The sequence below is a fragment of the Pseudovibrio axinellae genome, assembly GCF_900110875.1.
Lineage (GTDB): Bacteria > Pseudomonadota > Alphaproteobacteria > Rhizobiales > Stappiaceae > Pseudovibrio > Pseudovibrio axinellae.
Genome location: NZ_FOFM01000005.1, coordinates 229616 through 253532 on the forward strand (window position 1 = coordinate 229616; position 23917 = coordinate 253532).

Consider the following 23917-nt stretch of genomic DNA (forward strand, 5'->3'; position numbering starts at 1 on the left):
GTGAGAACACATTACAATTTCAACCTAAGCGCACGGTCTCTGTTTCCAAATCGGCGCTCCTCATGTTTAAAAAGATTGTCTTGCTATTACTCCTGGCATTTTCCGGGGTCTACCTCTACAACGCCTCGTGGCTCTCAAGCCAAACGGCGTCGGGCAAACCAAAATTCATTGCCCACCGCGGCGTCCATCAAACCTATCACCGCAATGAGTTGACCAATCAAACTTGCACGGCGGAGCGTATTGACACGCCCACGCACTCCTATCTGGAAAACACAATCGCCTCGATGCAAGCAGCATTTGAAGCTGGGGCAGACATCGTTGAGTTGGATGTACACCCAACCACAGACAACAAACTCGCCGTCTTTCATGATTGGACACTGGACTGCCGCACCAATGGCCTGGGCATCACCCGCTCTCACTCACTTGCCAAACTCAAAGCCCTGGACATCGGTTATGGCTACACCTCAGATGGTGGAAAAACCTATCCCCTCAGAGGAACCGGCATTGGTGCCATACCAGAACTTGAAGAGGTCTTCCGCGCACTTCCCGGCAAGAAGTTCCTGATCAACTTCAAAGAAAAAGAACTGCGCTCCGCAGAGCTCCTTCAAGAGAAACTGGAAGAACACCCTGAGTGGAAGAAACAAGTCTGGGGCGTCTATGGAGCGTCCGCCCCCACGTGGCATATCGCAGGCAACGCCGAAGAGATCGCAGGTTTCGACAAAACCCAGACCAAGGCATGTTTGGAGGCCTATATGATTTTTGGGTGGAGTGGATACGTCCCGCAAGAGTGCAGAGATACGGTTATCGGTGTCCCCTCAAACTACACTTGGGCAATCTGGGGCTGGCCGCACAAGTTCCAACAACGCCTCAAAGCGTATGATAGCGAAATCATTGCAGCAGGCCCATATCGCTCACAAGGTGCAGGCGGCGGCATAGATACGCCTGAACAGCTCTCCGCGGTTCCAAATGGTTTCAGCGGATACATCTGGACCAACAAGATTGAAGTTCTGAGCCCTTATATTAAAGGGTCTGACTAGGGAGTAAACTCCACATCAACATGGTGAGCTTTGCGCTCATCAATGGCCTCAGCAATGATCTTTTTCGCAACAGCCGGTTTCCGGTCCATGAAACGGCGTAAATCTTCCATCTTAAGCACCATAAGCTGAGCCGGAGTACGTGCAATGGCACTGGCCGTCCGTTTGCTGTGGCCAAACAACGAGGCTTCGCCAAAATGCTCGCCTTCATTGTGCACGACACGGTGCCTCTCAAACACTTCTTCTACCTGGCCCGAGGCAATAAGGTAAAGACTATCTCCGTCCTCCCCCTTCTCGCAGATATACTGACCAGCAGGCACGCTGTGCGAATGCAACAATTCAGTCACAGCAGCAATTTCAACAGCCGATAAGCGCTCAAACAAAGGGACAGTTGCGACCATACCCCAAGTCACCACAAACTCTCTGCTATGAATTTCACGAGCAAAGGCTGTACCCACGATACCGACGGGTAATGCAAACAAACAATAGCCCATCAACATCACAATGCTGGCGACAAACTTGCCCAATGCGGTGACGGGAACCACATCCCCATAACCAACTGTCGTGAGCGTCGAAAAGGCCCACCATAAAGCAGCAGGAATCGTACCAAAATATTCAGGCTGTGCAGCGTGCTCGATACTATACAAGAGCGTCGCCGCTACGAGAGCGACTCCGAAAATAAGAACAAGACTGCCAATAATAGCCTTCTTTTCCTCAACAACGGCAGAAATCAAGGAGCGTACGGCTGGGGAATAACGCGCAATTTTCAAGAACCTCAACAAGCGCAGAATAACCAGCGACTTCCAGCTGATACCAGCAAAGAAGAGCGAAAGCCAAAACGGCATCACGGCTAGAAAATCAATTAAAGTAAGAGGCTGAAGCGCATAAACGAGCCTGGCTTTGAGTGAGCCATACTTCTTCAATGGCGGATGTAAGTCCGAAACCCATAAGCGCAAAAGATACTCGACAGCAAAGACAGAACCCACCACAAAATCTAGTAGAAATATCTCCCGAGAAAATACGTCTCCGATGCTGGGTTCCGTTTCAAGCACAGCCAACCCCACATTGACCACGATGAAAACAATAAGAACTGCATCAATCTGCTGCGCAAGACGGTTGCCAGCACTGCTGCGCTCAAGCAGGTTATAAACTTTAGATTTTATGGTGTTAGCCACCTCATCCCCCAATGGCCCTAAGCCATCGGAAGAATAGATCTCAAAAATAAAGGGGGGATTAATCCCCCCTCAATTCGATGTCAGTTTTAAGTATTACTCAAAGACCTTCAAGGTGCGCCTTAATGGCTTCAATTGCTTCGTCCGCTTTATCAGCATCCGGGCCGCCGGCCTGAGCCATGTCTGGACGGCCACCGCCGCCACGACCACCAAGAGCTGCAGAACCAACACGAACAAGATCAACAGCACTAACAACCTCGCTCTGATCTTTGGTTACGCCAACAACGATGGCAGCTTTACCATCCTCTGCCTTGCTGATGAGCACAACAACGCCTGAACCCAAAGCCGTTTTGCCTTCATCAGCAACAGACTTAAGGTCCTTAGGGTTGATCCCCTCAAGAACACGAGCCATCAGCTTGAACTTACCAGCCTCAACGCTTCCGCTTTCAGATCCAGCCTCACCACCACCCATGGCGAGCTTTTTCTTTGCTTCAGCAAGCTCACGCTCAAGCTTCTTGCGCTCTTCCAATAGGGACGTAACGCGCGCCGGAACATCATGAGCGGAAACCTTCAAGATACCTGCAGTTTCACGCATCAGCGCATCTTGGTCAGCCAGATACTTACGAGCTTCAGACCCGGTCAAAGCTTCAATACGGCGAACACCAGCTGCCACTGCGCCTTCAGAAACGACAGTAACAAGCCCAATATCACCAGTGCGCTTTACGTGCGTTCCACCACAAAGTTCTACTGAATAGGCTTTCCCGGCTTTTTCGCCGCGAGTAGCCGTTCCCATAGAAACAACGCGAACTTCATCACCGTACTTTTCGCCAAATAGCGCCATCGCACCGGCTTCAATTGCCTCATCAACTTCCATCAAAGAGGTCTCGACAGGCGTATTTTGCAAAATCACTTCATTTGCAAGCGCTTCAACCTGCGCAGCTTCATCACCACTCAAAGGCTTAGGGTGTGAGAAGTCAAAACGCAGCCGTTCAGGCGTTACAAAAGAACCCTTCTGAGCCACATGTGTACCAAGAACCTCACGAAGCGCTTCATGCACAAGGTGTGTTGCAGAGTGGTTGGAGCGGATTGCGCTCCGACGGTCATGCTCAACAACCAGCTCAAGAGCATCTTCCACTTTCACTTCACCGCTCTCAACTAAGACCGCGTGAATGAAGAGACCATCGGCTTTCTTCTGCGTATTTGTTACGCGAATAGACCCATTCTCCCCCTTCATGGTGCCGCAATCACCAACCTGACCACCGGACTCGCCATAAAATGGGGTTTGGTTCAAAATGAGGAAGCCCTCTTCGCCTTGCTTCAAACCGGCAACTTCGGCGCCATCCTTCACAAGGTTGAGGACGATGCCTTCAGCTTTCTCAGTTTCATAACCAAGGAACTCAGTTGCACCAGCCTTCTCTTTGATAGAGAACCAGATCGTATCTGTAGCCGCATCACCAGACCCAGACCAGGCAGCACGCGCTTCAGCACGCTGACGTTCCATGGCAGTGTTAAAGCCTTCAGTATCAACAGCAATCTCACGATTACGCAGAGCATCCTGCGTCAAATCGAGCGGGAAGCCATAGGTGTCGTAAAGCTTAAAGGCAGTTTCACCATCAAGCTGGTCACCAGCACCAAGTGAGCCCGTAGCATCATCTAACAGACCAAGACCACGCTCAAGTGTTTTGATAAACCGCTTCTCTTCCAGCTGAACTGTTTCTTCAATCAACTTTTCTGCACGGTGAAGTTCGGGGAAAGCCTGTCCCATTTCACGAACAAGAGTTGGCAGCATTTTATAGATGATCGGTTCGTTAGCGCCCAGCAGGTTGGCATGGCGCATAGCGCGGCGCATGATACGGCGCAACACGTAACCACGACCCTCATTAGATGGCAGAACGCCGTCGGCGATCAAGAAAGCCATTGAACGGAAGTGGTCTGCAATAACGCGGTGACTTGCCTGCGCTTTACCTTGCGCTTCAACACCCGTCAAATGCTCTGAGTTAGCAATCAAGGCCTTAAAGAGGTCGATTTCGTAGTTGTTGTGAACGCCTTGCATGATTGCTGCAAACCGCTCAAGGCCCATGCCCGTGTCGATGGAAGGGCGCGGCAAATTCACACGCTCGTCAGCCAACTGCTCATATTGCATGAACACGAGGTTCCAGATCTCGATAAAGCGGTCGCCGTCCTCATCAGGAGAACCTGGAGGGCCACCCCAAATATGCTCACCGTGATCGTAAAATATCTCAGAACAAGGACCACATGGACCGGTATCACCCATTGCCCAAAAGTTATCAGAGGTTGGAATGCGGATGATCTTTTCATCAGCAAAGCCAGTAAGCTTTTTCCATATTTTAAAAGCTTCATCATCTTCAGAATAAACAGTCACAAGCAGCTTTTCTGCTGGTAGGCCGTATTCTTTGGTGATCAAGTTCCACGCCAGCTCAATGGCATGTTCCTTGAAATAATCACCAAACGAGAAGTTGCCAAGCATTTCAAAGAAGGTGTGGTGGCGCGCTGTATAACCAACATTGTCCAGATCGTTATGCTTGCCGCCTGCGCGCACACATTTTTGAGAGGACGTCGCACGTACATAATCGCGCTTCTCAAGACCGGTAAACACGTTCTTGAAGGGTACCATTCCCGCATTGGTAAACATCAATGTGGGATCATTACGTGGCACCAATGGACTGGAAGGAACTACATCGTGTCCGTTTTTTGCAAAGTAGTCGAGAAATGCCGACCGAATTTCGTTGACGCCACTCATAGGTCTTGATGTCCGTCTCGTTATTTATGGGTTACCGCTTGAATAATCACGACAACCGAACTGCAGGGGATGGGCACCACAAAGATGCCGCAAAATCATATCTGCAACGTTTTAGCCATCCACAACAGGTCTGTCCATAAACCCCAACAAAAAAAGAGGCTGGTAAAAACCAGCCTCTCCAACTCTTATTGGTTTTCCGCAGTTTTTTCTGGATCATCAATCGCTTCAGCAATCAAACCGGCATTCTGGCGGATCGCCAACTCAATTTCATTAGCAAGTTCCGGATTCTCTTTCAGGAAGTTTTTCGAGTTTTCACGTCCCTGCCCCAGTCGCTGACTGTTGTATGAGAACCAGGCACCAGACTTGTCAACGATGCCTCCTTTGACACCCAGATCCAGAAGCTCACCCATCTTGGAGATACCCTCTCCATAAATGATATCAAACTCGACCTGCTTAAATGGAGGCGCCAGTTTGTTTTTCACCACCTTCACACGGGTCTGGTTACCAACAATTTCGTCACGATCTTTAATTGCACCAATACGGCGAATATCAAGGCGGACAGAAGCATAAAACTTCAGCGCATTACCACCCGTTGTCGTCTCAGGCGACCCGAACATCACACCAATCTTCATACGAATCTGGTTGATGAAAATCACCATGGTGTTCGATTTGGAAATCGAAGCCGTCAACTTACGAAGAGCCTGGCTCATCAAACGCGCTTGAAGGCCAGGAAGTGAGTCTCCCATCTCGCCTTCAAGTTCCGCTTTCGGCGTCAACGCTGCAACAGAATCGATCACGAGCACGTCAATAGCGCCAGAGCGCACCAGTGTATCTGCAATCTCAAGCGCCTGCTCGCCAGCATCCGGCTGTGAGATAAGAAGGTCGTCAATGTTTACACCAAGCTTGCGCGCATAAATTGGATCTAGCGCATGCTCAGCGTCAATAAATGCGCAAACACCACCATCCTGTTGCGCACAGGCGACGGTATGCAAGGCCAAAGTTGTTTTACCGGAACTTTCAGGTCCGTAAATTTCAACAATACGCCCTCTAGGAAGTCCACCGATCCCAAGACCGATATCCAGACTGAGAGAACCAGTCGAAACACTTTGGATTTCCACGGCCTGCCCTTGGCCCATGCGCATAATCGAACCTTTACCAAAGGCTCGTTCGATTTGGGAAAGCGCTGCATCCAGTGCTTTATTTTTGTCCATCTGATTGCCCTCAACAAGGCGAAGTGAAGTTTGTGCCATACGTTCTCATCCCTTATTCCACGATGGACGTGCAGTTTCAAAGTCAGTTATTTGTACTCATTTTGTTCCAACCGCGCAACACCTGATAACTAACTAATAAAAAACGTGTAATTGCAACACGTTCTCCTATTGTTCAACATGTAGATAACTTTTCACCCCACACTGAATTTGGATTTTTGAGGGTCATTGAGTTTTGACGAATCGTGAACTTGCACAGTTTTCACTTCGCAAACTCGCGTTGTGGCCTTGCATGACCTCTACCAGAGAGCGGTACACACCCCTTAATTTACGGCAAATTACACCCACTGCTCCCATGGTCTTTTCATAAACACGAATGCTCTACCTCGAGCTTCCCACGGAAAAAGCTGTTCTTTTGATACATCACCCACAGTCTGTATTTGTCCGTAGCTTGCGCCAACCGATCTCATGGAATATCAGCTATCTTTCGAAATCGGGAGGGAGAACCTAGATATGTCTCGAAGCAAGGTCGGTGTTATCGGCGCAATTCATCTAGACAGAATTGCTCATGCAGATCGACCATTTAAGCCCGACACATCAACACCTGGGAAAATTGTGTCGCGTCCCGGTGGTGTAGGCGCAAACATTGCGCGGGCAATGGCACGGTTGGGCATGAACCCAACAATGTATGGTTGCCTGGGAGGCGACGCAGACGGTGCTTACCTCGCTCAAAGCTTACAAGAATGTGGGATCGACACATCTTGTATCAGAACGCTGGATGATGGACGCACTGGCTCATATCTGGCGCTGCATAACCCGGATGGCACCTTATTTTCAGCTATCTCAGACAGTTTAATCACCTCAAAAGTATGTTTTTCAAAGACCAACCCAATCCCTCAGGCTCTGCTTGATTGTGATATCTGGCTCTGCGAAACCAATCTGGAAGAAGAAACTCTTCTGGAACTGGCAAGAGCAAAAGAACATCGCCTGTTCGCCGCTGACACTGTCTCCATAGCCAAGGCCCCTAAGCTGCGCCTGCTTCTGTCTGAGATCGATATTCTCTTTACGAACACAGACGAAGCAGCCGCCCTGCTCGATTGCAAACCTGGTCAGTTCACAACACAAGAGCTTGCTCAAAAACTCGCATCAATGGGCATTCCAACCGTGCTTGTAAGCGACTCCAACAAACCACTGGCCCTTTGCTGCAAAGGGAAAACAAGCTCACACACACCATTTTCTGTTGTGCCAGTGGACGTTACTGGCGCGGGCGATGCTTTTATTGCAGGCTTTCTTTATGCAAGCAGCCGCAATAACGAGCCCGTTAACGCCGTAAAAAGCGGCCTTGCTTCTGCATCAATTACAGTAGAGGCAACTGGAGCTGCGCCAGAAACGCTCTCACCCCAATCACTTAACGCTCGTTTATTAGAGCGCAACTAAGCACCAACAACATACGAAAGACTGGGAAAACCATGGGAAATAATATCAAGATCCACCACTCAAAAGAAGTAGCAGAAGCTCTCAGCAACGGTGCCCCAATCGTTGCGCTCGAATCTACCATTATCACCCATGGCATGCCGTACCCTCAAAACGTGGAGACCGCCCGCGAAGTCGAACAAATCATTCGTGATGGCGGTGCAGTGCCAGCAACAATCGCTGTACTGAACGGCGACCTGCACGTTGGCTTGGAAGACAGCACGCTGGTTGAACTAGCAAACGCCAAAGACGTCATGAAATGCTCTCGCGCAGATCTGTCCTTTGCCATGGCGCTGGGTAAAAACGGCTCCACAACGGTTGCAGCTACCATGATGGCAGCACATGCAGCAGGCATTCGTGTCTTCGCAACCGGAGGCATTGGCGGCGTTCATAAAGGCGCTGAAACCAGTTTTGACATTTCAGCAGATCTTGAAGAACTATCCAGAACACCTGTATGTGTCGTATCCGCCAATGCAAAAGCGCTACTAGACATTCCTAAGACCCTTGAAGTTTTGGAAACACGCGGTGTGCCTGTAATTGGGTTTGGCTGCGACAACGTTCCTGCCTTCTGGTCCCGTGATTCAAAGATTAAAGCGCCATACCGTCTTGACGAGGCATCCGACGTTTCAAAACTGATCGAGTTCCGCGAGAGATTCGGTGACCACGGCGGTATTCTTGTTACCAACCCGGTTCCGCTCGAAGACGAAATTCCTGCCGATGAAATGCAGGTCTTCATCGATGCATCCCTCAAAGCAGCCGAAGAGCAGAACATCACCGGCAAAGCCGTAACCCCGTTTATTCTGCAGGACATTTTTGAACGCACCAATGGCCGCAGCCTTGCAACAAACATTGCTTTGGTGAAAAACAACGCCAAGCTTGCTGCAAAAATCGCAGCTGGTTTGTCTGCTTAAACTAAAGATTATCGTAGGAACCGGGCTGGCCATCCAGCTCGGTTTTTTTGTAGTTCCGTGAACAGTGCCCCTATACACTGCAACTTGTCAGCACCGATAAGCTAGGGGCTTTTTAGCCTGTTTCGCACAGCCGTGTAACCTTGGCTTTGGTCCTCTCACTGGCTATGCTCCCCTCCCAATGGAGGTTAAGAAAACCAGATACTCCGGCAAAAGGTTGGCACAGCTCATGGAAAAAGAACGAAGGAACTTTTCGTTTCTCAGCAAGGCCTGCATCTACCTCTTCGCTCTTGGTATCCTTTCATCCACTGCGATTGAAAATGCCTTACCTCAAGATTCAATTGCCCCAGACTTTGCGAACTGGAGCAACGCGCAATTGATCTTTGTGGAAAGCACCAGTCCTTTGGAAAGCGCTGTCGCAAACGCTATGAACAGTCCCTACGCACATGTTGGCATCCTGCGACTAACGGGGGGTGGCCCGGTTGTCTTAGATACCAAACCATCCCTTTGGGAAATATTGCTGGAAACCTTCTTAAACAAGACGCAGTCACACCGCTATGCAATCTATGAGGTTCGCGGCTTATCTGAAACAAACGCATACATTCCTCCCAGACTCGCAAATGAATATCTTCACACACCAAACGATTATTTTTGGAGAAGCGGCTCTTCAGAACTATCTGGTGCTGAACTCGTAAACCTCACCTACAAAGCAGTCGGTTTCGATCTCGGAACTCCGATTAAGATCAATGAGATTGGTATCCACGGCAAAGCACTCTATGAGTGGCTCAAAGGCAGGTGGAAAGATCACCCAGATTGCAATACCCCAAATCTCAGCTTAGATGATTGTTGGCAGCATTTTAAACAGCAGAAGGTCATCACCCCAGCCAGCATTGCAGCCGACCAGCGGTTGGTTTGTGTGTGGTCGACCTTTCCCAGTGACAGGAACAGGTGCCCGGGTCCGCGCTATATTCCTGCCAAGCGCTCAGGCGACACCCCTTCGCACAGGTGAAATCAAAAAAGTGTCCTCAATTTCCCCATAGTTCTAGTCAGCTCTGCACATGCTTAGGCTTTGACTCTGCTTTCGGGAAACGCACCGTTGTTTTTCCTCTCCTATTATTTTAGGTATTCTTGAGCTATAGAACTTCCCATCACTGTGTTTTATTGGCGTATCTGCTTTTTTTGGTCGTATAGCGCCCATCAAATCGCCATTTGGCAGGCATATGCGATAATGACTGGCCGAAGTTATCGGTTGGCCCAATTGAAATCACGCCTCAATAAAGTTTCGCGGCTGCTGATAGTTGTCGTACTTTTATCATCCGCAGGATTTACGCTATGAAGAAACTAATTTTTATCGGATTAACGGCAACCCTCGCAGCTTGCCAAAGCGGCCCATCGCCTCGTGGTGGCCTGCCAACTATTCGCGCGGCGAGTAACGCGCAGACCGTACAGATCAAAGCGTCTCCTGAAGTTGTGCGTAACACATTAGTTAGCAGCGCAAATGCCAAAGGCACCATTGTGCAGCAAAACGAGCTGAACATGGTCGTAATGGAAAGCTATGTGCGTGGCAGAGACCCTGTTCTCGACAGCGAGTTCGGACCATCCGATTCAGGCGAGCGCGCCTACCGCATTCGCGTCCGTTTCTCTGGCTCCCAATGTCACACGACAGCGGTTCAAGACGTGGCGCTGATTAACAACATCTATACGCCAGATGAGCGATCTTTCAGCCTCCCTGGAAACCCGGGCTTGACGCGAAGCTTGCAGAGCATGAAGGCAAATGCAGAAGCCTCCTCTGGTTGCTCATAAACAAATATGAAGAGCTGCTGATTACTCCAAATTAAAAAAAGCCGGACACGCAAAACGTGACCGGCTTTTTTTAATTGAAACCAGAGCGATGAAAGAATTCACACGCGCTCTTGTGTCTTTGCTTCCAGTGTCTTTTTCACTGTCGTTGCTAGCTCTTTCAGCGTAAATGGCTTTGGCAAGAAGGTGAAGCTCTCTTCTGCTGGAAGGTTCTTCTCAAAGGCTTCCTCAGCATATCCAGACACAAAAATAATCTTAAGGTCAGGGCGGGTTTTCCGCAGCTCAATCAGCAGGCTCGGCCCATCCATCTCCGGCATCACCACATCGGAGACCACAAGATCAACCGCACCGCCGGTCTCCTCCATAATCTCCAAGGCTTCCGTGCCAGACCCCGCTTGGTAGACTTCATAACCACGCCCGCTCAAAGCACGGGCAGCAAAGGCTCGCACAGCTTCTTCATCTTCCACCAATAAGATTGTCGCAGACCCGGTCAAATCGGCATTGGTCGGTTCCTGCTCAGGCTTGACCTCGACAACCTTGTCCTTTTCAGAGGCGATGTATCGGGGAAGGAAAATGCGGAACGTCGTGCCACTGCCAACCTCACTGGTGCAGAATACATAACCACCAGTTTGTTTCACAATGCCATAAACAGTTGAAAGCCCGAGGCCTGTCCCCTTGCCCACCTCCTTAGTGGAAAAGAATGGCTCAAAGATCTTGTCCATCACTTCCAACGACATACCATGGCCATTGTCGACAACCTCAATGAGCACATACTCACCCGCAGGCATTCCGCGCGTATTTTCATAGCTTCGTGATGCGTCCTCACTCACATTGAGCGTACGAATTGCGACCTCGCCGCCGCTCTCCATCGCATCACGTGCGTTCACTGCAAGATTGACGATCACCTGCTCAAGTTGGTTCACATCGGCCATGACAGGCCAAAGCTCGCGGCCATGAACCAACTTCAGCCCAACTTTCTCGCCAAGCAGCCTGTCCAAAAGAATGGAAACGTCTGCCAGCACATCAGCTAATGCAAGTTCTTGAGGACGCAATGTCTGGCGTCGGGAAAAAGCGAGCAATTGGCGCACAAGCCCAGCCGCGCGGGTCGCATTTTGCTTGATATTCATGATATCTTGGAAGGCCGGGTCCGATGGCCGGTGGCTTGCCAAAAGAAGATCAGAGAAACCGATAATTGCTGTCAGGACATTATTGAAGTCGTGCGCAACACCACCTGCCAGCTGGCCAATGGCCTGCATCTTCTGGCTTTGTGCAAACTGAGCTTCAAGAGCGCGCTGCTGCGTCGTCTCCAACACATAAATCACGGCAGCATCTTCACCGATCTGCCCATCCTGAACAGCTGAAACATAAAAAGTTGCAGACCTTGGGTCTCCCTTATCTTCAAGGGATACATCAAGTGGGGCAATCTCACTTTTACCCATAGCCGCTTCATCGAGCGCATTTTGCAGCGCAGCGCGGTCACCCTCCACAACAAACTCAGTCAGCTTCACATCTTTGCCAAGGCCCTCGCCCTGCTCAAACAAGCGCATAAATGGGCCATTGGTGCGCTCCACCCGGCCAGCCTTGTCAATGGATGCAATTGCAACCGGTGTGTTGTTGAAGAACCGGGAGAAGCGAACTTCTGCTGCGCGCAGCGCTTCTTCATCATCATTGCCCGCCGAGCGGTTGATAACAAGCGTGCGGCTGTCACCTGCTTGCCCTTCAGCCCCAAACGGAACGCGATGTACAAGGCGCACCGGCAAGCCTGTTCCACTGCGTGTTACAAGGTCAATATCAAAACTCTCGGTTTTAACTTCGCCCTCAGAACCCAGCAGCGCCTCCACCAAGGCAGCACCTTCGCCGCGCACAATGTCCTTCAAAGTCAGTTCGCCGGAAATGAACTGCGTCAGATCATAACCCAGCCAGTCTGCAAGGGTCGCGTTCAGGTACACCAGTTTGCCGCTGCTGTCTGACGAGAAGAAACCACAAGGAGCATGGTCGAGGAAATTGATAACGCGCTGAAGTTCCTGAAACGAATTCTCTTGCTCGGTACGATCGCGTGTAATATCCGCCACCTGCCAGATAGCGATCCCGCCGCCAACACCAATAGCAACATCTTGCTCAAGAGGCCGAACACCAATGCGGTACCAACGCGCACCGTTTGCAACTTCCCCAACAGCATTGGGCAAGCGCACTTCTTCAGTGGCATATCGCCCGGCACGCGCTGCTTGTGACAAACGGAATATGGCATCAGCAGCATCCGGGTCGGAGGAGAAAACCCGTTCCACCGTGCGTACGTCAGCCGGGCCACGAGCCCCAGTCAGCTCAGCATAGGACTGGTTTGCATAGACAATGCGACTGTTGTGGTCTGCCAGCAAAACCCCGTCCTCTAACGAGTTCATAAAGGATTCTGCCAGCGGATTACGATCGGACTTGGAAATAAACCGCAGTAGCCCAATGGACAATGCAAACAGAGAAAACACACCAACAACGGCAAGAACACCCAACAGCCCAAGTATATACGGCTCCGCTTCCTCTTTGCGCATCAACGCAAATGCGGCAGTTGCTGCAACAAGGCCCAATGCAAGTAGCATCAAGGCCCCAAGGCTGCCGCCCCTGTCTGTTTTGTCAATCACCGGCTCAGGTCGCCGCGCTTCGGTCTTCGTCATCTTACCCTCTCTACGGCTACCCGCAGACGATTTGGCTCAATCGTACCCTGAGTATATCCCACCCTGAAGCTCGCATACCAGCACTCACATGCTGTTATGACCGCCAGCTCCCCTTCTTTTGCAATTGCAAGACGTAACCAATCACCTTGGCAACTGCAGCGTAGTGCTCCTCAGGCACATAATCATTCAACTCTGTCGATGCATACAATGCACGTGCCAGCGGTGGATTTTCCACGATCGGCACATTAGCTTCTTTAGCAACCTCTCGTATGCGTAGCGCCAGCTCATCCACCCCAAGCGCAACACATGTTGGCGCTCCCATACCCTCTTCATATTGCAGCGCAACTGCATAGTGGGTTGGGTTGGTAATCACAACCGTCGCATTCGGCACACTTGCCATCATTCTGTTGCGTGAACGCTGAAGGCGCAACTCTCGAATTTTGGCCTTAATCTTTGGATCGCCCTCAGACTGTTTGTATTCCTCTTTCACTTCCTGTTGGGTCATTTTTTGCTTTTCGAACCATTTCTTGCGCTGCCAGACCAAATCGGCTCCCGCAACAACAGTCATAAAAGCAAGAATCGCCCCAATCACAAGGATCGCTAATTCCTGTACTTCCACCAGCACAAGACCGGTTTCTCTAAACACCACCGTATCCAGTCGCTCGCGTTCTGGCCACAACACCAGAAAAACCACAGTCGCAACAACTGTGATTTTCACCAGTCCCTTCAGAAAATTCGCAAGGCTGTCCTTAGAGAACAGGCGCTTACCCCCTGAAAGTGGCGAAATCTTACTGAGTTTTGGCTTCATTCGCTCACCGGTCCAAAGCGGCTTATGCTGAACCAGGTTACCAATCACAGCCAGAACCAGAAGCGTTAACAACGGAAGTGCCACCACCCCCAGTATTTCAGGCCCAGTTATTTCCAAAAGGAAAACAAGAGCCGCTGGATCAACAGCTATTGTATCTGCATGCGCAAAAAAGCCCTTTAAGATACCGGTGATCCCAGCAGCCATTGAGGGCGCAAGGAAAAACACCACCAACGCAGTACCCAGCAAGGAGAACCAGGAACTGACCTCCTGCGATTTGGGTATGTCCCCCTTTTCATGAGCTTGATCGAGCCGTTTTTGGGTTGGGTCCTCGGTTTTCTCCGAATCGTCGGTATCTTCAGCCATTCAATCCCTCTTTAATTCAAAAGGAACGGCTGAAGCGCATTTCGAAACTCCGATAGGTAGTACCCCATCAAAGTCGATAGCAGCAGCAAAAAGATACCAAAGCCAATCATGATGTTAATCGGCATAGCAATGAAGAAAATCTGCATTTGAGGCATGAGTTTATTCAGCAAGCCAAGGCTGAAATAAAACACAATCCCAACAACAATAAATGGAGAACCAAGACGAACGGCAACTGAAAACATATGAGATACAGTATCGACCGCGAGCGCTGAAAGGTCCCCAACAGGCAAGGGGTTTCCAGGTGGAAACAGCGTAAAACTGTCCTGCATGGCAGCAATCATCACGTAATGCAGGTTCGTGACAAAAACCATGCAGATGCCAAGCACGTTAAGAAAGTTCCCCATCAACGCGCCCTGCTGACCAGAGTTGGTAGCATCACCGCCCATCGCAAATGCAAGGCCAGACTGGTTGGCCATGATGGTTCCAGCGGTAGACAGCGCATAGGAAATGAGCTTCATGGACAGCCCGATAAAGATCCCCACCAGCAACTCACCTCCAAGCAAGCTCAGAAGTCTGGCAAGGCTGCTCATCGCATCAGCAGGATAAAGACCAGAGTTGATCGGCAACATCACATAGGTAAGCAGCAGCGCAATAGTCAGCCTGACCCGAACCGGAATGAAGGTTTCACCAAAAGCTGGAATAAGCATCATCATGGTGCCGATGCGAGCAAACATGAGCAGAAAAGACATAACGATCACCGGTAGGAAATCCAGATTGACCGTCACAAAACTGCTCCCAAAATGCTGGTGACCCCGCGCCGCGTTATTCTCAATATCCGGAGACTATCAACCCGGCAATGCGGTTCGTAAATGAATTCATCAACTCCCCCATAAAGGGAAGCGTTACAAGAAGTGCGATAAAAATGCTCAGAATTTTTGGAACAAAGACCAGTGTTTGTTCCTGAATTTGCGTCAAAGCCTGAAACAGCGCCACAATCACACCAACCAGCAACCCGATAAGCATGACGGGCGCGGACACTAAAATAAGTGTCCAAATACCTTCACTGGCAATATCCAGAACTTCCGCACCGCTCATCGTGGCCTCACCATTATCTTGATTTCGCTCTTAAGACTGGCAATCACACATAAAGCCAAACGATCAAATAGGCATCCGCATAATTTCTTCATACGCAGAAATAACACGGTCCCGAACAGAGACAACGGTCTCCAAAGCAAGCTCGGTTTCAGCAACAGCCGTCACCACATCAACCACATTGGCCTTGCCTTGCAGCAGATCCAGCGATTGCACATCAGCAACTTGACCGCTTTCATTGATCTCGCTGATTGCAGATTGAACCATGTTTCCAAATGCGCCGCTCTTGTCAGCAACTTCATTGCCAGCTTCAAGCGGGTTCGCGAGCTTGGCTGTATTGGCATAAGCACTTGCAGCTACAGAAGCATTAGACATGATGTTTCTCCTTCCGGTCTGTCACAACCGCTCATCAACCTTTAAGAATATCGAGTGTTTTCTGCATCATTGAACGCGAGGATTTCACAACGTTCAGGTTTGCTTCATAAGAGCGTGTTGCTTCCTGCATATCCGCCATCTCAACCAGCGTATTCACATTCGGCATTTTGATGTAGCCTTTTTCATTGGCTGCGGGATGGTCTGGTTCGTAACGAACCTCAAACTCACTTTGATCTTCCCGAACCCTGCCAAGCTTCACAAGTTCAGCTTCTACCTTGCTGTCAAAGCTGCTTGAAAATGTTGGAACCTTACGCCGATATGGGTCAGCACCCGGCGTTTGCCCGGTAGAATCAGCATTAGCAATATTTTCTGCGATGACCCGCATCCGGCCCGTCTGTGCCTTAAGGCCAGACGCAGCGATAAACATCGACTTCATGAAATCCATGGGTGCCTCCCGCAGTTACCCTAGCGTACTTTCCATCCCGGCAGCTGCACTCGATCAACCTCGAAGTGCGGTCTTCAACATGCCTAGGCTGCGTGAATAAAGGCTCGTCGCAGTTTGATAATCAATCTGGTTTTGAGCAATTTCCATCATCTGCTCTTCCAGAACGACGCTGTTACCGTTCGGTGTTCGCTCAAAGCTGGAAGCCTTATTCACTTTTGTTCCAACACTCACGCTCATACCGCCACTGCTAATGTGCGTGGAATTGGTCACAGCAGGTCGTAAAGTCCCTGAATCTTGCTCAGCATCTACCATATCGGAGAAGCTCAGCTCCTTGAGGTCTTTACTGCGATATCCCGGTGTATCAGCATTTGCGACGTTTTCCGCAAGCACACCCTGACGTTGTTGATGCCATTGCATTTTTTCACGCAACGCCTGAAACATCGGAAGATCAATTAAGGCCATTTGGCAACACAACCTATGCGAATAGATTTAGTAAATTAAACTAGGTAGAAAGTGCCTAGGTATTGGTTAACAAAAAGTTAACATTAATAATCCATTAATATTTACGCACCGAAGAATCCTTCAAATGCAGTGGACTAGCACATCCCAGCCACGTCCTCATCACCAATGAGAATCACCACATTCAGATTTCATTAATCAATACACCTCAGCAACCGGAAAAAATTGTCTGCCCACCTGCATTCAGCTCGCTCAAACAGCCTAAGAACCATTTTCCAGCAAAAAACTCGGGTAACGCGACAAACTTCCTCCCTCTGAACTGTTCATTCTAGCTAAACTATAGGTTACAAATGCGCGAAGAATTTTAGCGGGGAATCGTCCCCCGTTCTCGGGCTGTTTTATCTACAAGCCAGTCCGCTGAATGTTGAATACGTTTTGAGGAGCCTTCATGCCTGACTGGTTGGCCAAAACCACCGGTGCGTCTCAGGGAACAGCTCAGTTTCTGGCAGTCGTACTGGCATTGCTGATTATCGTCGTTCTTATCGCGGTGTGCATACCACTGTTGAAGCGCCTGGCTAGAACAAGTTACAAAGGCTCCAGAAGTCGCCAGCCTCGTCTTGCCATTATGGACGCCACTGATATCGACGCCCGCCGCCGCCTATTGCTCGTTCGGCGCGACAACGTTGAACATCTGATTTTGATCGGTGGAGCTAACGATGTTGTGGTTGAGCAAGGTATTATCCGAGGAGTGCCAGTTTCAGCTCCCTCACGCGGGCAAGCTTTTGCAGGCGCGGCACAAACCGAACCAAATCAATCTGGCTTCGAACAAGGCGCACTCCCAACCGAACCAAGTGCAGCGCTGAACTGGGGCACACAAGCCACAACAGAGCCAACGCCGCCTAAGCCTGCGCCCACACCCCGTGCTTACCCAGAACAATCAATGGCGGCAAAAACGCCTGCGCCTAAGGCAATGGCTGCACAAACAGCAGCGGCTACTCCTTTAAACGAGAGGTCAGCTCCTGCGGCGCAGCCAGCACAAGCGCGCCCGATCAGACCTGCAGCCCCTGCGCCAATCGCTCAAGCCACAAAGCCTGGCGCATTGCAAACACCAACCATTGGTGGCGCACGCCCGGTTCAAAAGGTCGCCGCACGGCCTATCACAGCACGGCCTGCACCTTTGCGCAGCCAAGGGTTTTCTCCGATAAAGCCACTGGCAACATCTGCTGAGCCAAAGGCACCAGAAGCTGAAAAGACTGGACCAGCACCTGTAGCCCAAAGGGCAACAACACCAGCAGCAATAAAACCAACTGCTCCAGCAGCGATTACACCCCCGCTCAGCGGTCCTGCTGCAAATGCCAAGAGTGCCTTCTTACGTCCCCGCGTGAACGAAGCGAAAGCAAAGCCACAAGAGGAAAAGAAAGAAGAGCACAAACCGGCCCCGGAAAAGCCGGCACCGCAAAAAGAAGCCACTGCAAAGGCTGCAGCAAAAGCTGAAACAGCACCAGCCCCTGCCAAGGAACAAAAACCTGAGACAAAACCCGAGATTGCACCAGCTCCTGCCAAAGAACAAAAGGCTGAGCCGGTAAAGGCAAAAGAAAACACCAAAGCCAAGGACAACCGGACCAACAAGCCGGACACTCCTAAAGCAGCTCCTGAGCAAGCAAAGCCCAAAGAGGCCTCTAAAAAGCCGGAACCAACAAAGGCAGCGGCAAAAAAGAACGAAAAAACACCACCAAAAGAAACCAAAAAAGAAGCCGTTGTTGGCATCGAAAAGGAAATGGCAGACCTGCTAGATGACATTGAGGCCAACACTAAATAATTTGATGGGACGAGCAAAAGCAAAACTGGGCGGAACCAAAGGGCAAATTGGCCTGTTGGTTTTCGCTCTCCTGCTTTTCTGGCTTGGTCCTGCCGCCGCCCAAAGCATTTCCATTGACTTTGGCGGCGGAGAAGGCAACTCGGTAACAGAGCGCGCTGTACAGCTGGTCATGCTGTTGACAGTCCTTTCTCTGGCACCAAGCATCCTGATCATGGTGACAAGCTTCACACGTATTGTCGTGGTGCTTTCCCTGCTTCGCTCAGCCATCGGCCTACAAACTGCACCACCCAACGCGGTTATGCTGTCCTTGGCCATGTTCCTGACTGCTTTTGTGATGGCTCCCGCGTTTGAAACAGCGTGGGACCTTGGCGCAAAGCCAATGATCGAAGGAACAATTGATCCGCAAGAGGCATATGAACGAGCCTCAGAGCCGTTTCATAAGTTCATGCGCCAACAGGTGCGGGAATCTGACCTACTCCTCTTTCAGGAGCTGGCAAAGGCCCCCACTCCCGAAACTCCGGAAGACCTGAGCATGCGGGTTTTGGTCCCTGCCTTTATGATCAGTGAGCTGCGCCGCGCATTTGAAATTGGCTTCCTGCTCTACCTGCCGTTCCTTATCATTGACCTGGTCATCGCATCTGTTTTGATGTCCATGGGTATGATGATGCTGCCGCCAATCGTAATCTCACTGCCATTTAAACTGATCTTCTTTGTGTTGGTTGATGGCTGGCAATTGATTGCTGGAAGCTTGGTAAGAAGCTTCGGAACTTAACGTGGATCGCCCGAACACATTCATTAAAGGTGTTTGGGCGTCCCGTATTATTTTGAAAAAGCAGACACGACAAAGCGACGTCCCTTACCTAAAATTCAAAGAGCCTCTCATATTTCCATTAAGACCCCACATTATTTGGGGATGTCAATTTATCATTTTAGCGGCAGCTTTCGTCTATCAAAAGATAAAAGCACTCCAATCTTTGAGGCTCCAATGAAGTCCTTTCAAAAATTATTTTTTTGTTTCTCCCTCATACTGATACACAGCGCAATAAGCGCCACCGCTCAGACCCCGACAAAGCAAGAAATTGAAGTTATTGCGAAGTGCGTAGAGAACAGGGGCGGCGGCTATCCTGCCATGGCATGTTACGGTGAAGTCACGGAAGAATGTATCGGTGAGGCCTACCAAAACAGCAAGATGGTTTACTGCGCCGTGCAAGAATACATGATTTGGGATCAGCGCTTAAATGCAGCCTATCAAAAAATCATGAAAGTGGCGAAGCCCCAAGTAAAGACAAGCCTGAAGTCAGCTCAAAAATCCTGGATCAAGTTTCGCGATGAAACGTGCTCGGCAAATGCAATGGTGTTTGAGGGCGGAACGCTCGCCAGCCTTATCATGGCAGATTGCCTCAGCGAACAAACTGCTGTGCGCAGCTTGCAACTTGAGCAATTTATTACAGAAGCTGACCTCTTTGACTGACCAAAACGGTTCAGGCCGATCCTTCTTCAACCTCGGCTGCGTTCAATCAAGCTTCTTCGGTTGGCACCAAAGGAACGGTTGAGAGGTATTGGCGTCTGTATTCCTCAAGAAACGACACCAGACTATCTCCGCCGCCAATGGACTTTGCAACGTTAAGAAACTCAACGCCGCGATCATCGATTGGACGGGTAACAATCTCAAAGACTTCTGCATCAGGTGACTGGCTCATCTTTTGAGAATACTTCTGGCGAAGACGCTCAAGCCCCAGACTGTCTTCCGCAAGCGTATAAGCAATTGCTGCACGAACAACATCAACGCGCTCATGATCTGCAAGTGGGACTTCATCAGACCAGCGGCTTCCATTCATTCGCTCAAGCTGCTCACCAGCCTTCTGCCATGACTGGGCAGACCACAGAGTATCAGCCCGAAGGCGATCCACATCAGAGCCAGACATATTTCGAACAAGCTGCAAAGCAAGGTCAGGTCGCCCGCGTTCACTCAAAGCACGCGCTTCAACAATGTTACGTTGCCGCTGCAATGCTGCTGGTAATTGCCCTTGCCGTGTCTGCGAAAGGATACGCAGCGCTTCCTCTGGCTTGCGGTTGAGCAGATAAACAACAGCCAGATCCGCTGCAATTTGTGCACGAGCAGCACCTTTAAGACGCTTATCAATCTGGTGTCGCAGCACCGAAGCTGCCTGATCCAGAAGGTCCATGTCAATCAGACGACTGGCAAGCATACGCGCCATTTCATCACCTTGGCGCCCGGCCGGCACCAACTCTCTGAAATCATAAAATAGCGCCAACGCCTTCACCGGCTCCAAAGCCTGTGCCTTGCCCTCTAAGAACAGCGTTGCAAAAACTGACCCCATCTCATGCTGAATGCTGGAGGTGATTCCAGCATCCGCATCAGACTGCACAGCCTGAGACATGGCCTCAAAAGCTCTGCGATAGTTTCCTTCCTGCGCATGAAGCTGGGCCATCAGCCTCAAAGTCTTCAGCTCGGTATCATCTCCGCGCCAGGACGTAGCTAGCCCTTCCAGTGCAGACAAAGCTTCACCGGCATCAATCATGCCATCCCGAAAACGCAGCTTAATACTTAGAAAATTGGCCTCAGCACTCTCCGGCCCGTCGTTCGAGTGAACGACCAATCCATAAACGTCCAGCGCCTCTTGAGACCGGCCAGAAGCATCAGCAATGCGCCCGCGCAGCAAGTCATATCGAATGGCTTGCTTTTCGATCATATCTGCAGGCTCAATCTGAGACAAAGCAGAAAGGGCCGCTCCGAAGTTTCCCAGCTCTATCTGCGTCTTTGCAGAAGCCAGATTGAAGCGCACTTGCAGCATGAGCGGGTAGTTTGCCATAACAGCCTGCCCGCGCGCCAAGTTCGCGTGCGCACCTTTCCAATCGCCAAGCGATGAATGCGCAAACGTGCGCCAAACAGCGGCATCTGGGCTACTGGCAAGCTCCGGCGCGGCCAAATACTGGAGCGCTTCGCCCGGCCTTGACGCCAGCATTTGAGCAGCGCCCATCATCACATTGAACGTTGCATCTTTTCTGATAAGAGGATCATCCTCTTCCATAATGCTCAAGGTACCAATAGCTTCATGCGCAAACCCGCTGGAAAGGAAGAAACGCGCCATATCCAAACGCGGGCCTTTCAGCTGGTCTGGCTCAGAGCGGGAAATAGCTTCCTCATGGTCCCGAAGCTTACGCATATAATCTTCAGGCTTTTGCTGCTCAATCTGCGAAAACTCAATCAACCCAGGCTGAGTTGGGTCTTTAAGATGGGTTCCAACAGTGGTGCCTTTTGAAAGACCTCGATTAGAGATCTTCAAGCCATCAGGTCTGGAGATCACCAAGTCTTCACCAGTCAACTCAACATCAACGCCATCGGCGCTCGGAACGACCGCAAGACCTTGAGAACTGCGAAGAACCTGAACCTGCGGAAACAGATAGGACTTTAAGATGCCACGAACAGGCGCAGGGCCACTCACAACATAAATCCGGTCCCCTACGCTTTTATCGGTCAAACTATGAAGACGGCCATTTGCGCCAAATGGCAACCGCAAAATATTGGAGCCATCTCCCTGCACGTTTCTTTCAACATTCACTGGTGCAGTTTTTGTTGAGATGGTCGGCCCCAGAGTTATGGCCCAAGCATCATCTTGATATTCAATGGAAATCAGCGTAGTGCGCTTTAAATCAAAACGTAGCACCTGCGCATCGTCGATTTCTTCAAGCTCCACATTGCGCGCAAGATCGCTCAGCACTGCCGGAATGCCGCGTCCATCCAGTTGCTCTGAGCTATCAAAGACGGCCCAAACCTTGCCATTGCGGCGAAATACAGCAGCCCCCGCCTGACTTTCAAACGGAAACACCAAACGAACCGTATCACCGATACGATACGTTTCAACGCCAACGACTTTCCTGGGAACAGCGCTCTCTTCCTGCACAATTGTTTCTGCAGAAGCACGGCGCGCTAAAGCAGGCTCGCGTCGTAAATCACCAAGCACAGTCGCTGTCGCCGAGACAGCGACGTCACCAACAACCTCCGCATCAAGTGACAAAGGCACTGCATCCTGAGCAGCTGCCTGAACAACCTCACCAATTAGGTCAGCCTTAGGCTGAGCCTTGGCAGCGGGTGCATTTTCCACCGCTTGCGCCTTTTGGTCCGGCTCCGTTTCAGGTTTTGGTGTTGAAGTTGAAGCGGCCTGCTCAACAACCGCAGCCTCATGCTTCAAGACCTCAGCAGGTTCATCCTTCAAAACCTCCACGCTCTTACGCTCGGCTTCCGTCGGCTTAGAGATGGGAACATCAGGGGGTGTAAGGTGTTGGACAGGTTCACCAATGCGTTGCGGGGCAGGTTTTGCCTTTGGAAACGCCATCTGAGTATACGCAAGGTCTTCAAGTCCCGCAGCAAGCGCTGCAGCCACGCTCACAGGCGCCTCCTCGCTCGAAGGCTTTGGTTGCAAACTTACAGCAGCTTTGGCACGAGCATGCTGCCCGTCAGAAGGCACTTTAGCAGCACTTGCCGCTTTATCTCCAAGGGTCTTGATCATATTCGATGCACCCTCGGGAATCCCGTCGTCACCAAACAGCTCCTCGCGAACGTCAGAGACACGAGGGTCCAGTGTTCCGGTATTCTCTGGCGTCACATCAACAATAAACCGCTTTCCGTCCTGGAAAGAACGCACATCAGCACGTGGGTCAACGATCATATTAAAGATGAGATCATTGTCGCGTGTCTGCGATGCCACATCCAATACGCTTTGCGGCAAACTCACTTTCAATTGCGAAAGATCCAGATCAGCCGCCTGATCAAACTTCACGCGCACGTTGTTTCCACTGCGCTCAAAAGCACTGCTGACTTTCACATTCCAGTCAAAAATCAACCGGGAAAATGTTGGATGAACTCCTGTGCGCAATCTGACCTTGATCTCTCGGTCTTCCAGTGCATTGGCTTCTTCCAGCACACGAATACGCTCCAACGCCTCAGCAGCACGCTGTGCCAGTTCGTCAACCACGTTCTGCGGTAATGCAGGTGGTCGGCCCTGATAGTTGGAGGGAAGAAGGTCAATAAACAACCGTTCTCCTGCTTCCATACTGCTGATGTTCAACGGCTGGCGTAAAGCAAAACGCATCGCTGCGCCATCAGGATCAGTGCGGGCAATGGAAATGTAGTCCGCTAAGACGTCGGGCACCTTATCAACATTTGCAGCAATTCCCTCTGGAAAGGAAATGCGCAGCACGCTGGTCGAGATAGAAGCCTCATACGGAGGGAGCAAAGAGCGTTCAGGAAACGTAATCACTATTCGAGCAAAGCTGCCAGCATCTTCCACCTCCACAATAGCAGAGGCAGGTTCGGCCCAGGCATTCATGTCACACCCGCCTAAAGCGGTTGTAGCAAGCATTGAGGACACAAGCCAAGCCTTGCCCTTTACCTTCACCAAGCCGACCCAATGCAAAACATAACGTAGCCGGTAAGGTAAGGTGGCGCGCAGAAAGGAACGCTTCTGCTTCTCCCCAAAGTCCCCCATACTCGATTCTTACTCCTAAATTTA

At 50.6% G+C, this 23917-nt stretch carries 19 protein-coding genes; 8 read left to right on the plus strand and 11 right to left on the minus strand.

The features are described from left to right. Positions 1–62 precede the first annotated feature (62 nt). Entirely contained in the window at positions 63–1037 is a 975-nt protein-coding gene (locus BMZ51_RS13175) for a glycerophosphodiester phosphodiesterase family protein (protein WP_068002024.1), read from the plus strand. Here the strand turns inward: BMZ51_RS13175 and BMZ51_RS13180 are convergent. From BMZ51_RS13180 to recA, 3 genes are all read right to left on the minus strand, one after another. Then, positions 1034–2209 (minus strand): cyclic nucleotide-gated ion channel, encoded by a 1176-nt coding sequence (locus BMZ51_RS13180; RefSeq protein ID WP_068002027.1) that lies wholly within the window; start codon positions 2207–2209, stop codon positions 1034–1036. The genes BMZ51_RS13175 and BMZ51_RS13180 overlap by 4 nt on opposite strands. Positions 2210–2306: 97 nt before the next feature. Next, positions 2307–4967 (minus strand): alanine--tRNA ligase, encoded by a 2661-nt coding sequence (gene alaS / locus BMZ51_RS13185; protein WP_068002030.1) that lies wholly within the window; start codon positions 4965–4967, stop codon positions 2307–2309. A gap of 185 nt (positions 4968–5152) precedes the next feature. Beyond that, on the minus strand, positions 5153–6217 hold the full coding sequence (gene recA, locus BMZ51_RS13190; RefSeq protein WP_068002033.1) for a recombinase RecA: 1065 nt from the start codon (positions 6215–6217) through the stop codon (positions 5153–5155). 471 nt (positions 6218–6688) lie between these two features. On the opposite strand from recA, the gene BMZ51_RS13195 reads away from it, so the two are divergent. The 4 genes from BMZ51_RS13195 to BMZ51_RS13210 all read left to right on the plus strand — a co-directional run bounded on the left by BMZ51_RS13195 (position 6689) and on the right by BMZ51_RS13210 (position 10359). Continuing rightward, a complete protein-coding gene (locus BMZ51_RS13195) occupies positions 6689–7612 on the plus strand; it encodes a carbohydrate kinase family protein (RefSeq protein WP_068002039.1) in 924 nt (307 codons plus the stop codon). Positions 7613–7644: 32 nt separating this feature from the next. Then, complete coding sequence (locus BMZ51_RS13200; RefSeq protein ID WP_068002042.1) at positions 7645–8559, plus strand: pseudouridine-5'-phosphate glycosidase; 915 nt, start codon at positions 7645–7647, stop codon at positions 8557–8559. 226 nt (positions 8560–8785) lie between these two features. Further along, positions 8786–9565 (plus strand): C40 family peptidase, encoded by a 780-nt coding sequence (locus BMZ51_RS13205; RefSeq protein WP_068002045.1) that lies wholly within the window; start codon positions 8786–8788, stop codon positions 9563–9565. Positions 9566–9888: 323 nt separating this feature from the next. Next, on the plus strand, positions 9889–10359 hold the full coding sequence (locus tag BMZ51_RS13210) for a hypothetical protein (RefSeq protein WP_068002047.1): 471 nt from the start codon (positions 9889–9891) through the stop codon (positions 10357–10359). Positions 10360–10457: 98 nt separating this feature from the next. Here BMZ51_RS13210 and cckA read toward each other — a convergent pair whose 3' ends face one another. The 7 genes from cckA to flgB all read right to left on the minus strand — a co-directional run bounded on the left by cckA (position 10458) and on the right by flgB (position 16567). Continuing rightward, positions 10458–13022, minus strand: coding sequence for a cell cycle histidine kinase CckA (gene cckA / locus BMZ51_RS13215; RefSeq protein ID WP_068002050.1), 2565 nt, complete (start codon positions 13020–13022; stop codon positions 10458–10460). Between the two features lie 94 nt (positions 13023–13116). Beyond that, positions 13117–14193 (minus strand): flagellar biosynthesis protein FlhB, encoded by a 1077-nt coding sequence (gene flhB / locus BMZ51_RS13220; RefSeq protein ID WP_068002052.1) that lies wholly within the window; start codon positions 14191–14193, stop codon positions 13117–13119. Positions 14194–14204: 11 nt separating this feature from the next. After that, positions 14205–14978, minus strand: a complete 774-nt coding sequence (gene fliR / locus BMZ51_RS13225; RefSeq protein ID WP_068002058.1) for a flagellar biosynthetic protein FliR — start codon at positions 14976–14978, stop codon at positions 14205–14207. Positions 14979–15021: 43 nt separating this feature from the next. After that, positions 15022–15288 (minus strand): flagellar biosynthesis protein FliQ, encoded by a 267-nt coding sequence (fliQ, locus tag BMZ51_RS13230; RefSeq protein WP_068002063.1) that lies wholly within the window; start codon positions 15286–15288, stop codon positions 15022–15024. Between the two features lie 63 nt (positions 15289–15351). Continuing rightward, on the minus strand, positions 15352–15660 hold the full coding sequence (fliE, locus tag BMZ51_RS13235; protein ID WP_068002071.1) for a flagellar hook-basal body complex protein FliE: 309 nt from the start codon (positions 15658–15660) through the stop codon (positions 15352–15354). Between the two features lie 34 nt (positions 15661–15694). Next, entirely contained in the window at positions 15695–16105 is a 411-nt protein-coding gene (gene flgC / locus BMZ51_RS13240; RefSeq protein WP_068002079.1) for a flagellar basal body rod protein FlgC, read from the minus strand. A gap of 54 nt (positions 16106–16159) precedes the next feature. Continuing rightward, positions 16160–16567 (minus strand): flagellar basal body rod protein FlgB, encoded by a 408-nt coding sequence (gene flgB, locus BMZ51_RS13245; RefSeq protein WP_074882094.1) that lies wholly within the window; start codon positions 16565–16567, stop codon positions 16160–16162. Positions 16568–17012: 445 nt separating this feature from the next. On the opposite strand from flgB, the gene BMZ51_RS13250 reads away from it, so the two are divergent. The 3 genes from BMZ51_RS13250 to BMZ51_RS13265 are packed head-to-tail and all read left to right on the plus strand — an operon-like array spanning position 17013 to position 19854. After that, on the plus strand, positions 17013–18383 hold the full coding sequence (locus BMZ51_RS13250) for a flagellar biosynthetic protein FliO (RefSeq protein WP_068002082.1): 1371 nt from the start codon (positions 17013–17015) through the stop codon (positions 18381–18383). A 4-nt stretch (positions 18384–18387) separates the two neighbouring features. Further along, the gene (fliP, locus tag BMZ51_RS13255; RefSeq protein WP_139201390.1) at positions 18388–19155 is read left to right on the plus strand and encodes a flagellar type III secretion system pore protein FliP; all 768 of its coding nucleotides are present in this window, start codon (positions 18388–18390) and stop codon (positions 19153–19155) included. A 33-nt stretch (positions 19156–19188) separates the two neighbouring features. Then, the gene (locus BMZ51_RS13265) at positions 19189–19854 is read left to right on the plus strand and encodes a lysozyme inhibitor LprI family protein (protein WP_208979454.1); all 666 of its coding nucleotides are present in this window, start codon (positions 19189–19191) and stop codon (positions 19852–19854) included. A 46-nt stretch (positions 19855–19900) separates the two neighbouring features. On the opposite strand, the gene BMZ51_RS13270 is transcribed toward BMZ51_RS13265, so the two are convergent. Beyond that, a complete protein-coding gene (locus BMZ51_RS13270; RefSeq protein ID WP_208979455.1) occupies positions 19901–23893 on the minus strand; it encodes a hypothetical protein in 3993 nt (1330 codons plus the stop codon). Positions 23894–23917: the final 24 nt, after the last annotated feature.

Excerpts from the sequence above, each read along its gene's own strand:
- BMZ51_RS13175 (WP_068002024.1), top strand. The coding sequence starts at position 63 with ATGTTTAAAAAGATTGTCTTGCTATTACTCCTGGCATTTTCCGGGGTC.
- alaS (WP_068002030.1), bottom strand. The coding sequence starts at position 4,967 with ATGAGTGGCGTCAACGAAATTCGGTCGGCATTTCTCGACTACTTTGCA.
- recA (WP_068002033.1), bottom strand. The coding sequence starts at position 6,217 with ATGGCACAAACTTCACTTCGCCTTGTTGAGGGCAATCAGATGGACAAA.
- BMZ51_RS13195 (WP_068002039.1), top strand. The coding sequence starts at position 6,689 with ATGTCTCGAAGCAAGGTCGGTGTTATCGGCGCAATTCATCTAGACAGA.
- BMZ51_RS13200 (WP_068002042.1), top strand. The coding sequence starts at position 7,645 with ATGGGAAATAATATCAAGATCCACCACTCAAAAGAAGTAGCAGAAGCT.
- BMZ51_RS13205 (WP_068002045.1), top strand. The coding sequence starts at position 8,786 with ATGGAAAAAGAACGAAGGAACTTTTCGTTTCTCAGCAAGGCCTGCATC.
- BMZ51_RS13210 (WP_068002047.1), top strand. The coding sequence starts at position 9,889 with ATGAAGAAACTAATTTTTATCGGATTAACGGCAACCCTCGCAGCTTGC.
- cckA (WP_068002050.1), bottom strand. The coding sequence starts at position 13,022 with ATGACGAAGACCGAAGCGCGGCGACCTGAGCCGGTGATTGACAAAACA.
- flhB (WP_068002052.1), bottom strand. The coding sequence starts at position 14,193 with ATGGCTGAAGATACCGACGATTCGGAGAAAACCGAGGACCCAACCCAA.
- fliQ (WP_068002063.1), bottom strand. The coding sequence starts at position 15,288 with ATGAGCGGTGCGGAAGTTCTGGATATTGCCAGTGAAGGTATTTGGACA.
- fliE (WP_068002071.1), bottom strand. The coding sequence starts at position 15,660 with ATGTCTAATGCTTCTGTAGCTGCAAGTGCTTATGCCAATACAGCCAAG.
- flgC (WP_068002079.1), bottom strand. The coding sequence starts at position 16,105 with ATGGATTTCATGAAGTCGATGTTTATCGCTGCGTCTGGCCTTAAGGCA.
- flgB (WP_074882094.1), bottom strand. The coding sequence starts at position 16,567 with ATGGCCTTAATTGATCTTCCGATGTTTCAGGCGTTGCGTGAAAAAATG.
- BMZ51_RS13250 (WP_068002082.1), top strand. The coding sequence starts at position 17,013 with ATGCCTGACTGGTTGGCCAAAACCACCGGTGCGTCTCAGGGAACAGCT.
- fliP (WP_139201390.1), top strand. The coding sequence starts at position 18,388 with ATGGGACGAGCAAAAGCAAAACTGGGCGGAACCAAAGGGCAAATTGGC.
- BMZ51_RS13270 (WP_208979455.1), bottom strand. The coding sequence starts at position 23,893 with ATGGGGGACTTTGGGGAGAAGCAGAAGCGTTCCTTTCTGCGCGCCACC.